Origin of the sequence: Psychroserpens ponticola (assembly GCF_023556315.2) — a bacterium.
Lineage (GTDB): Bacteria > Bacteroidota > Bacteroidia > Flavobacteriales > Flavobacteriaceae > Psychroserpens > Psychroserpens ponticola.
The window spans coordinates 3,132,251-3,144,410 of record NZ_CP116221.1; the positions used below are offsets into that span (position 1 = coordinate 3,132,251).

5 protein-coding genes are annotated in these 12,160 nt (G+C 35.1%); all 5 read left to right on the forward strand.

Features of this window, described 5'->3' with window-relative positions:
- Positions 1-2: 2 nt before the first annotated feature.
- The 5 genes from MUN68_RS13865 (at position 3) to MUN68_RS13885 (ending at position 11,859) form a co-directional block, all read left to right on the forward strand.
- Positions 3-164: a hypothetical protein gene (locus tag MUN68_RS13865; protein ID WP_249997409.1), complete on the forward strand. Its 162-nt coding sequence runs from the start codon at positions 3-5 to the stop codon at positions 162-164.
- Positions 165-422: 258 nt separating this feature from the next.
- Entirely contained in the window at positions 423-4,118 is a 3,696-nt protein-coding gene (locus MUN68_RS13870; protein WP_272792380.1) for a fibronectin type III domain-containing protein, read from the forward strand.
- A gap of 196 nt (positions 4,119-4,314) precedes the next feature.
- Positions 4,315-6,537 (forward strand): T9SS type A sorting domain-containing protein, encoded by a 2,223-nt coding sequence (locus MUN68_RS13875; RefSeq protein ID WP_249997449.1) that lies wholly within the window; start codon positions 4,315-4,317, stop codon positions 6,535-6,537.
- Positions 6,538-6,831: 294 nt separating this feature from the next.
- A complete protein-coding gene (locus tag MUN68_RS13880) occupies positions 6,832-11,679 on the forward strand; it encodes a lamin tail domain-containing protein (RefSeq protein ID WP_272792381.1) in 4,848 nt (1,615 codons plus the stop codon).
- Between the two features lie 18 nt (positions 11,680-11,697).
- Entirely contained in the window at positions 11,698-11,859 is a 162-nt protein-coding gene (locus tag MUN68_RS13885) for a hypothetical protein (protein ID WP_249997344.1), read from the forward strand.
- The last annotated feature ends 301 nt before the right edge of the window (positions 11,860-12,160 follow it).

The following is a 12,160-nucleotide window of genomic DNA, read 5'->3' on the forward strand; positions in this document are numbered from 1 at the left end:
AAATGAAAGAAAATAAAAAACAGGATAACATCACAAGAAAGGATGCCCTTAAAAAAATGGGTAAGTATGCTGCGCTAACAGCTATTGGAACATTTATAATATTAAACCCTAAACAAGCGCAAGCATCTTCTCCTCCTGATCCAGGTGGAAATCCTTTTGAATAGTTTCAAACCTTTAAAATCATTAAAAATCGCACTAGTAATAGTGCGATTTTTTTTATCCAATTATAAAAACTAAACCAAAATAACATAAAGCACTGAATTACAATCGTCTAACAAAAAAGCTTTTAAACGAAAAAAAAACTTCTAATACTGATAAAATGACTTTTCAACGGAAAATTTTCATTTTACACATTGACAATGAATAACTTAGTCATATCCCTACAGTAAAAAAAATGAACTTTAACCAAAATTATGTTAACCATGAAAAAAATCTACTTTTTACTTTTAGCATTAAGCTTTACGATGCTTGGCTTTGCCCAAGTAACCATTTATGAAGAAAACTTTACTGGACAAAATGGAAAAGGTATAATTGGAGCTGCCTTTGGCGGAACAAATACTGACTTATCAGGAATAAATTGGACAATTGATGTTTCTTCTGCTAACATTGGCGCTAACTTTTTTGGAGGCAATGAAGATTACTTCTATGTCAACAACGAATCGTTTTCTGCTAAGGACACCGATGGAAATGCCTTTTGGTTATCACCATCTATACCTATTGCTGGCTACAACAACGTAAGTTTCTCGTTTGATGCTTCAACCTCAGGTAATAATGATAATACTGACACCTTTTTAACACAATATCGTATTGATGGTAGCGCATGGATAACAGCTACTACAAACGGTAATTTAAATAACGACTTTAACCTTGTGGTGAGTCAAAATGGCCTTTCTGGTAACACGCTCGAGATTAGAATTCGAGTTGATAACGATTCTGATAATGAAATTACTACATTTGATAATGTTTTAGTTCAAGGAACTCCACCACCATGCCCAAACATTAACGGCTTAACAATTGATAACTTTACTTCTACCTCTGCAAACATTAGCTGGACGGCAGGAGGTACTGAAACTGGATGGGAAATTGCTATACAAACAGCAGGAACAGGTACTCCTGTTGGATCTGGAACTACTGTTGCTACAAATTCTTATACTCACAACACATTAAATGGATCAACAACATACGAAGTTTATGTAAGAGCTGATTGTTCTAATACCAGCAATGGCTTTAGTCTTTGGACTGGACCAGTTAATTTCACAACACCACTACGATCACCACAAGGAGTTACTTGCTCTGCAGGATCTTCTAGTTATATTTTTACTGAAAATTTTGAATCCGATCCGCCAGCCGGTTGGACAGGAACAGGGTTTAGTGGCGATAATGGAGATTGGGACATTACTAATGCAAATACCAATTCAAATCAAACCGGACCATCAAATTCATTTGATAATGGCAATGGAATGCATTTAGAATATGAAGCATCTGGTAATTCTTCTGCTACAGCTTCTGCGATAAGTCCAGCTATAGACTTAACTTCAGTTGTAGATGATGCCGAATTATCATTTTATTTACATGCCTATGGTTCAGCAATGGGAATACTAAATGTAGGAGTATCAAACTCTGTTTCTGGTCCTTTTACTACCATCTTTACACAAGACGGACAATTACAAAACTCTGAAGGTGCAGCTTGGGTACCTGTAGGAATTAGCCTAAATGCCTATTTAGGTCAAATTATATATGTAGAATTTAGTAATACTGGTTCTGGTTCAAGTTATCAAGGTGATATGTCTATTGACTTTTTAAGAGTTGAAGCTTGTGAACCTTGTCCTTCACCAAATAATATCATTGTGTCTAATATTAGCGGAACATCTGCTGACGTCTCTTGGAATGCAGGTGGATCTGAAACGGATTGGGAAATTGCTGTGCAAACTGCTGGCACAGGTATTCCTACTGGGTCAGGAACTGCCATAGCCACTAATTCATTTACAAATAACACACTTGAACCTCTTACTGCTTATGAAGTGTATCTAAGAGCAGATTGTGATACTGATGGTAATAGTAATTGGGCTGGACCTATCAATTTTTCAACACTTCTAGCTAATGACAATTTCGCTGATGCAATACCTATTTCATGTGGGAACAGTTATACTGGCGACACTACCACTGCAACAATTGATCAAGTAGGCGCTCCAGATGTAAGCATCATAGAACCTGACACAGATACGGATAATGATTCTCCAAATGTATGGTTCAGTTTTATCGGAACAGGGAACCCAGTTACTTTATCAACATGCGCAAATACTAGTTTTGATACTGAAATAATTATTTTTACTGGAACGTCAGGAAATCTGACTAATATTGCTGAAGGATATGATGAGTGTAGTAATTCGACTTATGAAGCTGAAGTCACTTTTAATTCAGTTTATGGCACTACATATTCCATTTCAGTTGAAGGATGGAATGTTGGTAATACTGGAACTTTTGAATTATCGGTTACCTGTCCTACTCTAGCACCAAACACATACACTTTTACTAATGGCTCATGGGATGGTTATGGAAATCCAGATGGTGTTTCCACTGTTAATGATGATATTCTAATTACATCAGGTAATGCAACTATTTCTTCTAACACAATATGTAATAGTACAACAATTAACCCTGGAGCAGGCCTAACGGTTGATACTGGTGTGACACTTACTGCTACAAATGGTTTAACTCTTGAATCTAATTCTACGAGTTACTCTAGTTTAATTCTTGATGGAACTGTAGATGGAACCATGACTTACCAACGTCATGTGAATATCAATGGTTCGGGTCCTACTGGAAGTAACGATTTAGTTTCTGCTCCTTTAACAGGACAACCTTTTAATACATTTGCCACTGCAAACCCTAATATTCTAACCAATGCTGGTGGTACGTTGTATTTATTTGGTCCTTTTGAAAAAGTAACTGGTCAATATGTTACTTGGGCTAATACTGAAACATCTACGCTTGATCCTGGTGTTGGATACAGAGCTGGTTCTGTTGATAATGATACTTTTACATTTACTGGTACAGCTAATAATGGCGTTGTGACTAACGACCTTGTTAACGCTGGATCTAATAATGCTATATGGAACTTAGTTGGTAATCCTTATCCTTCTTATTTAAATGTTTGGGATTTCCTTGCTCATGATTTAGGAGATGGCACAACTAACATTCAACTTTTTGATACTGGTACGGAAGCTATATATGGTTATGATGGTAGTCATGGTAATGGTTGGACTATTTACAACTTTGCTACTACTTTACCGTCTACTGTTATTGCTCCTGGTCAAGGATTCATGGTCAGTGCTAATGCTGCTCAAACTGCTGGTTATGATCTAGAATTCTCTCCTGATATGAGAAGAACGGGTTCTAGTGATGATTTCATTGTAGGTCGTAATGCACAATTGACATATGTGAAGTTAGATTTAAGTACTGCTAATAAGTCTTATGGTACTGATATCTACTTTAACAACAATGCAAGTTCTGGATTTGATGTAGGATATGATGCTAGTATTTGGGGTGAAACTGCTCCTGATTTCGCAATCTATTCTCACTTAATTGAAGAAAATAATGGTAAAGCGATGGCGCTACAAGCTGTTAATCATAATGAGCTATCAAACATTAGTATTTCATTAGGTGTTAATGCAAACCAAGGAGAGCAATTAAGGTTTAGCATTTCTGAAATGACTTTACAAGCTTCTGTTAATGTATATCTTGAAGATAGAGTAGAAAATACAATTACATTATTAAATAACGCGGATTATCTGATTACACCTTCAACTCCATTATCTGGAACGGGTCGATTCTTCTTAAGAACGTCTCAAGAGGCTTTATCAACTATAGACAACAATCTTGACAACTTAACTATATACGCTTTAAATACATCTAAAGAAATAGTCGTTAACGGACAATTAAAAGAGAACACTGTTTTTAACCTTTATGATATCCAAGGCAGAAAAGTATTAAGTTCTAAACTTGATAAAACACACCTTGAAAGCCGCATTGATGCTTCATCATTAACTAGTGGAGTTTATGTTGTGATCGTTCAAAATAACAGTCAGCAAAAATCACAAAAAGTGATTATTAAATAAACTTACACTTTAAGTAAATTATTAAAGCGCACTACAATTGTAGTGCGTTTTTTTGTTAAAAAACAACTCATTACGACATTAATAATTTATTAATCCTTTTTTATTAATTTATTAACACGAAAACGTTTTCGTATAAAGCTTGTATAAAAACTTTTATATATTTACCTCAACTAGTTTAAAATTAATTAATCTTATTATGAAGAAATTATACATTTTATTTACAGCAATTCTATTGTCAAGCTTTAGTAGTTACGCTCAATTAGGAACAGATGTGTTTTCTGTCGGAGATGATGACGCAAACAATTATGGAGGTGGTTGGGGAACTACTAATCTAGGCACTGGTTTTAGTGATTGGACCTTTGACAATAGTGGAGGCAGTGGATTTTACGGAAGTTTTATTGGTTCTTTTTCTGGAGCATTAGATGTTAGCAGCAATTCATTTGCTTTATATGCCAATAGTGACGCTAGTGCATATTCTGGAGTTGCAACCACAATGCCTAAATCTCTTGAAGAAGGCGATTCATTTGTAGTATCTGTTGGTATTAACTACAGAGATGGTAACAAAGGTTTCGATTTAAGAAACTCTTCAAATACTACGATTATAAATTTTAATGTAGGAAGTGATGAATATAATATTACAGGAACTTCTGGACTCTACGGAAATGCTTATGACGCTAATACGGTAATTACATTTACATTTACTCAAAACGCAACAGATGTTTCATGGACAGCGGTTAGATCAGGAGGTCTTTCTGGTACAGAAAGTGGAACAATTGGAAGTATTAGTCCAGGAACTATTGAGAATATTAGATTTTATAACGCAAGTGCTGGCAGCAATGGTGATGGTGGAGCTGGTCAAAGAAACTTATTTTTTAATTCATTAGAATTTAATAGCTTATATACAATAACTGAAAGCAGTACTGTTACCTCTTCTGGAGACATTACTATACCATATTTAGACATTCAAAGTGGAAGTACTTTAAATATTCCTTCAACTAGTAATGTAACGGTTTCTGGAAACTTAAATAATGATGGAACTTTAAACTTAACATCAACAAGTACTAGCTATCCAAGTGTGATACCAAATACTGTTAGCGGAAGTGGCACATCAACCTATAATAGATTTGTTAACTCAAATGCTAATGGAAATGATTTAATTTCTTCTCCAGTGGCAAGTCAAAGTTGGGCTAGTTTTTTAACTGATAATGGAGCTGCTCTTTTAGATGATGGTAATGTTGGCCCAACTGAATATGCATTTGCTCCTTTTGATAAAACTTCTGGAAGTTATGAAAACTATACAGATGCATCATCTGAAACAATTACAAATGGAACTGGATATAGAGCTGCTACCGATTCTGGTACTACTCTAGCTTTTTCTGGAACTTTTTCTGCAGGAACTGAAACAGTAGGAATTATGGATTCTGGTTCTGAATTTACTGAATGGAATCTTATTGGTAATCCTTATCCTTCTTATATTAACGTTGAAGACTTCTTAAACAATACTACAAATGGAACCTTATTAGACGAAACAAGTGTTGGTATTTATGGTTATGATGGTGATGCTTCTAACGGTTGGACAATATACAACCTTTCTAATTCTACTGCGACAACTGTAATTGCTCCTGGTCAAGGATTCTTTGTTGCAGCTGAAAGTGCTGGTAATATTGAATTCACTTCAAATATGAGAAGAACTGGTTCAACAGATGACTTTATAGCTGGAAGAAATGCAGAGCTTATATATCTAATGCTCCAATTAAGTACTAATACATCAAACTATAAAACTGATTTTTATTTCAACACTAATTCCTCATTAGGTCTTGATGCAGGATATGACACTAAAGTTTGGGGTGAATCTGCACCTAGTTTAGCTATTTACTCTCATCTTGTCGAAGACAATATAGGATCAGAATTAGCTATTCAGTCTTTAAACACTTCAGACTTGAGCGATGTTACAATTCCATTAGGCGTGAATGCTAATCAAGGAGAACAATTAACCTTCAGTATTGCTGATATGACATTGCCCGAATCTATAAATGTATATCTTGATGATGTTGTGGCTAATACTTCAACATTGTTAAATAACTCAGATTATGTGATGACTCCAACTACAGTTTTATCTGGAACTGGACGTTTCTTTTTAAGAACTTCTGAAGATGCATTATCAACCATAGAAAATTCTTTTGACGCTTTAAATATTTTCGCTTTAAACACATCTAATGAAATCGTGGTTAGCGGACAATTAAAAGAAAGTACCGTTTTGAGTCTTTATGATATTCAAGGTAGAAAAGTATTAAGTACTGCTCTTGATAATACAAATCTTGAAAACCGTATTAATGTTTCTAGTTTAAATAGTGGAATTTATATTGTGAATGTTAAAAACAACTCACAGCAAAAATCACAAAAATTAGTTATTAACTAAACTGCACATCTGTTTAACATCAAAAAGTACACTTAAATTAAGTGTACTTTTTTTTTGCTTCAAATCAAAAACAACAACAATTCAACTTAGACTACTATTGGTTTACCAAATATTCTTAAAATTTGAATATTGAAGATATCTGACTTCCAATTATTGTTATTCCTAACCATCAACATTGTTAATATCATTATAATTTAAACATTTGTTAATATCTGAAATACCGTCATAAATATCTTTACATTATCTTTATAGCTTGTTATTGCTATTAACAACACAACAAATTATTTAAATATTATGAAAAAAATTTACACACTTTTACTCGCCTTAACGATGACAAGTTTTGGCTTTGCACAAACAAGTCCTGGCGATATCGCATTTACAGCATTTAATGCTGATGGAACTGACGAATTTGCTTTTGTTACTTTAGTTGACATTCCAGCTAACACAACTATTTGGTTTACAGACAATGAATGGGATGGAGATTCATTTAATAACATAAATGAAGGGGAAATTGAATGGTCACATACGAGTGCAGTTCTAGCTGGAACAGTAATCTTAATTGAAAACACTAATGGTAGTTCTCCCACTGTAAATATAGGAGCTGTATCTGGTGGTGGAGCAAATTTAGGAGCTAGTAATGAAGAATTATTCGCTTTATTAAGTGAACCTAGTGCTTCTGTAATGCCTACACCTGGTTTTTTAGCAGGTATTGCAAACGACATCAGTGGCTCTGTACTTACAGGAACTGGTCTTACTGAAGGTACAAATTTTCTGAACTTTGATGATGATGGAGACGGTTATGAGTATACTGGATCTATCAGTAGTGAATCTGCTTTTGCTGATTATTTACCTCTTATTATGGATACAGATAATTGGCAAATCGAATCTTCAAATGGTAACCTCATATTACCTATCTCAACGGTAGCGTTTACTATAACAGGAAGTGCTACTGACACCGAAGTCCTTTTTACTGGAACTTCAATTTCAATTTCAGAAGGTGATGGTATTTTTGAATTAGAGTTTACAATACTAAATGAAGATGCTGCAGCAACAAGTTTTGATGTGGTACTTACAAGTGGAGACAATGCAGATATTGATGGCTACACTACAGAAACAGTAACTTTTCCTGGAGGCTCAGCCGCAGATCAAGTTGTTGAATTAACAATTACTGATGATGCTGTTTTTGAAGCTGATGAAACTTTAACCTTCGAAATTCAAAATGTGTCAGGAGGAAGCAACGCAGGTGTTGGTACAAATGGGTCTTTCGATTTAACAATAACAAACAATGATGCACCTCCTACAATTGCATTACCTTATTCTGAAGATTTCACTAATTGTGGCACTGCATTATGGACTCCATATAGTGAAGCAGCTGACAATTCTTGGACTTGCGCAGCTGGAGCATATACAATGAACGGTTTTCCAAATCCAGATGATATTGATTGGTTGATTTCTAGTTTTAGTATTGATTTTGACTTGACTAGCAATGAAAACATTGCAGTAACTACTTCAGAACAACATGGAGATGCTATCAATGATGCTGGTGAGTTTGAATTATTCTATTCCACAAATTATGCTGGATATGGTGATCCGACTGGAGCAACATGGATTCCTTTAACTTTTAACCCAAACAATACATCAACAGGTTTTGGTACATCTCCCGATTCTGTGACTGTAGTAGATGCTACCAGCATTACTGGAACTGCATACCTAGCGTTTTATTATGATGCAGCTGCAGGTTCAGGACCTGAAGAATGGAACATTACAGATATTTTAATACAAGAAGGTGCTTTACCAACTAGTGTTGAGCTCGTTAGTACTTCTGCATCTGTTGCAGAAGACTCTAGCACTTATGACCTAGAATTTTCAATTACTAACGAAGATGCAACTAATGCAACAATATTTGATCTTGTATTAACTGTAGGTGATGCTGCAGATATTGACTCATACACGACGCAAGCAGTTACATTTCCTGCTGGAACTTCAGCAAACCAAACCGTAACAATTACTATTACTGATGATGCTTTACAAGAAGCTGACGAATTATTAACTTTTGAAATACAAAACGTTACAGGTGGAAATACTGCTGCAGTTGGAACAAATTCTTCTTTTGATTTAACTATTCTAGAGAATGATGAGCCTGTTATAGAAGGGACGTTGTATGATGCAGATTTTTCTAATGATGGTGATGGATTCGCAGCGCATACATCAAGTTCTCCTCCAGCTGCTGGACCAGCTTCTGCAGGACCTTTTGGAACTGCACCAAACGCATGGTCTTTATCTTATGATACAACACCAGGAACAGATGGGTCAGATAATACTTTTGAAGTTGTTTTGGGAGAATTACAAAGTGATGATTGGGGAGGTCAAGGTATTTTTACCAGTCAATTAATTGATGTTTCCGGAGTTAACACAGTTGATATCTCTGCTACTGGTGTGAATTCTGGTGCTAATGAAAATAATTTCAACTATTTCTACATAATAGATGGTGGTTCTAGAGTAGATGCTGCAAACATTTCATCAAGCAATGGTGACCCTGTCAATTATTCTATCATTGGTTTAGATGTATCTGGCGCAAGTACTTTAGAAGTTGGTTTTGAATTCTTTGAAAATGGTGGTGGAGATGGTTATGATGTTTCTGAGTTTCTTGTGATTGAAGGTGCAACAAATACTTCAGTTCAATTAACATCAACTTCAGCTTCAGTTTTTGAAGATGTAGGAACTATTGACCTTACTTTTGAAGTTCTAAATGAGGATGCTGTAAATGACACAACCTTTGATGTGGTTTTAACTGTTGGTGATGCTGCCGATGTTAATTCTTATACAACGCAAACAATAACGTTCCCAGCAGGACCAGGCCCAAACCAAGGTCTTACAATAACTATTACTGATGATATGATTGAAGAATCTACTGAGGTTCTTACTTTTGAAATTCAAAACGTGAGTGGAGGTGATGCTGCAGTTGTTGGAGCAAACAATTCATTTGAATTAACTATTCAAGATAATGACGGCAGTGTAGTATTACCTGGCGATATCGTGATTTCTGAAATCATGTATAACTCAACTAGTTTTGATGATGAATGGATTGAAATTTATAATGCATCAGGTGCTGATATTACTTTAGATGGTGATTGGCAGTTGAGTTACGGCTCTAATACTTTTGATTTTACAGGAACTTTGATTACTGCAGGTGACTATTTAACAATTGCACTTGGTAGCAATGGTGATGGCACTTATAATAACGATAATCCTTTTACACCAGATGTTAGTGCAATTGCTACTCCTGCTGCTACAACTGACAATACTAATAATCTTGGGAATAGTAGTGCTACAATCGCACTTGTATTTGAACCAAGTGGCGCAAATACAACTGTAGACTCTGTAACATACGATGATGGTGCTCCTTGGCCAACGGCTGCAGATGGTAATGGCCCTTCATTAGAACTAATTGATGTAGCCTTTGATAATGCATTAGGTGGAAGTTGGGTCTCTTCTGGAGATTATGATGGTGGTACGCCAGGCGCAGCATATGTTGCTCCTATAATTTTTACTTTTAATGGCACTTGGTCTCCTAGCGATCCTAATGGAGCAGCTACTGCTGGTGATGATATCGTTATTGAATCTGGTGATGCTGTGATTGGGTCTAATACAACGTGTAATAGTGTAACGGTTAATCCTGGCGCTGGTCTTACTGTTAATTCTGGAATAACGCTCACTGCAACTAATGGATTGACTTTAGAATCTAGTTCTACGAGTTACTCTAGTTTAATTCTTGATGGAACTGTAGATGGAACCATGACTTACCAACGTCATGTGAATATTAATGCTAGTTCTGGTACAACAACTGGTAGTAACGATTTAGTTTCTGCTCCTTTAACAGGACAACCTTTTAATACATTTGCCGCTGCAAACCCTAATATTCTAACCAATGCTGGTGGTACGTTGTATTTATTTGGTCCTTTTGAAAAAGTAACTGGTCAATATGTTACTTGGGCTGATACTGAAACATCTACACTTGATCCTGGTGTTGGATACAGAGCTGGTTCTGTTGATAATGATACTTTTACATTTACTGGTACAGCTAACAATGGCGTTGTGACTAACGACCTTGTTAACGCTGGATCTAATAATGCTATATGGAACTTAGTTGGTAATCCTTATCCTTCTTATTTAAATGTTTGGGATTTCCTTGCTCATGATTTAGGAGATGGCACAACTAACATTCAACTTTTTGATACTGGTACGGAAGCTATATATGGTTATGATGGTAGTCATGGTAATGGTTGGACTATTTACAACTTTGCTACTACTTTACCGTCTACTGTTATTGCTCCTGGTCAAGGATTCATGGTCAGTGCTAATGCTGCTCAAACTGCTGGTTATGATCTAGAATTCTCTCCTGATATGAGAAGAACGGGTTCTAGTGATGATTTCATTGTAGGTCGTAATGCACAATTGACATATGTGAAGTTAGATTTAAGTACTGCTAATAAGTCTTATGGTACTGATATCTACTTTAACAACAATGCAAGTTCTGGATTTGATGCAGGATATGATGCTGCTATTTGGGGTGAAACTGCTCCTGATTTCGCAATCTATTCTCACTTAATTGAAGAAAACAATGGTAAAGCAATGGCGTTACAAGCTGTTAATCATAATGAGCTATCAAACATTAGTATTTCATTAGGTGTTAATGCAAACCAAGGAGAACAATTAAGGTTTAGCATTTCTGAAATGACTTTACAAGCTTCTGTTAATGTATATCTTGAAGATAGAGTAGAAAATACAATTACCTTATTAAATAACACTGACTATGTAATTACACCTTCAACTCCATTATCTGGAACGGGTCGTTTCTTCTTAAGAACGTCTCAAGAGGCTTTATCAACTATAGACAACAATCTTGACAACTTAACTATATACGCTTTAAATACATCTAAAGAAATAGTCGTTAACGGACAATTAAAAGAGAACACTGTTTTTAACCTTTATGATATCCAAGGCAGAAAAGTATTAAGTACTAAGCTTGATAAAACACACCTTGAAAGCCGCATTGATGCTTCATCATTAACTAGTGGAGTTTATGTTGTGATCGTTCAAAATAACAGTCAGCAAAAGACTCAAAAAGTGATTATCAAATAATTCAAACATTCAAGAAAAATGAAAACAAATATAAAACAGGATAACATCACAAGAAAGGAAGCCCTTACTAAAATGGGCAAATATGCGGCCTTAACAGCTATTGGGACGTTCATTATTTTAAACCCTAAACAAGCGCAAGCTTCTTCTCCGCCAGATCCAGGTGGAAATCCTTTTGAATAATTTCAAAACCTTATAAACTTTAAAAAATCGCACTAGCAATAGTGCGATTTTTTTTACTGCAAATAACATGACTAAACCAAAAACTAGTAACAACTTATAAACTCATTTACGAAATTAAAACTTATGACTATTCACAAATTTAATGTCATAATTTCATATAGAAACAAGTCTATATGAGCAAGATTTAAACATTTGTTAATAATTTGAAGTTTCAACATTAATAACTTTGTAGTATATTTGCTAGCCCTATATTTTTATCTATATTGTTTGATAGCCTACTATTAATAATTCTGATTGACAC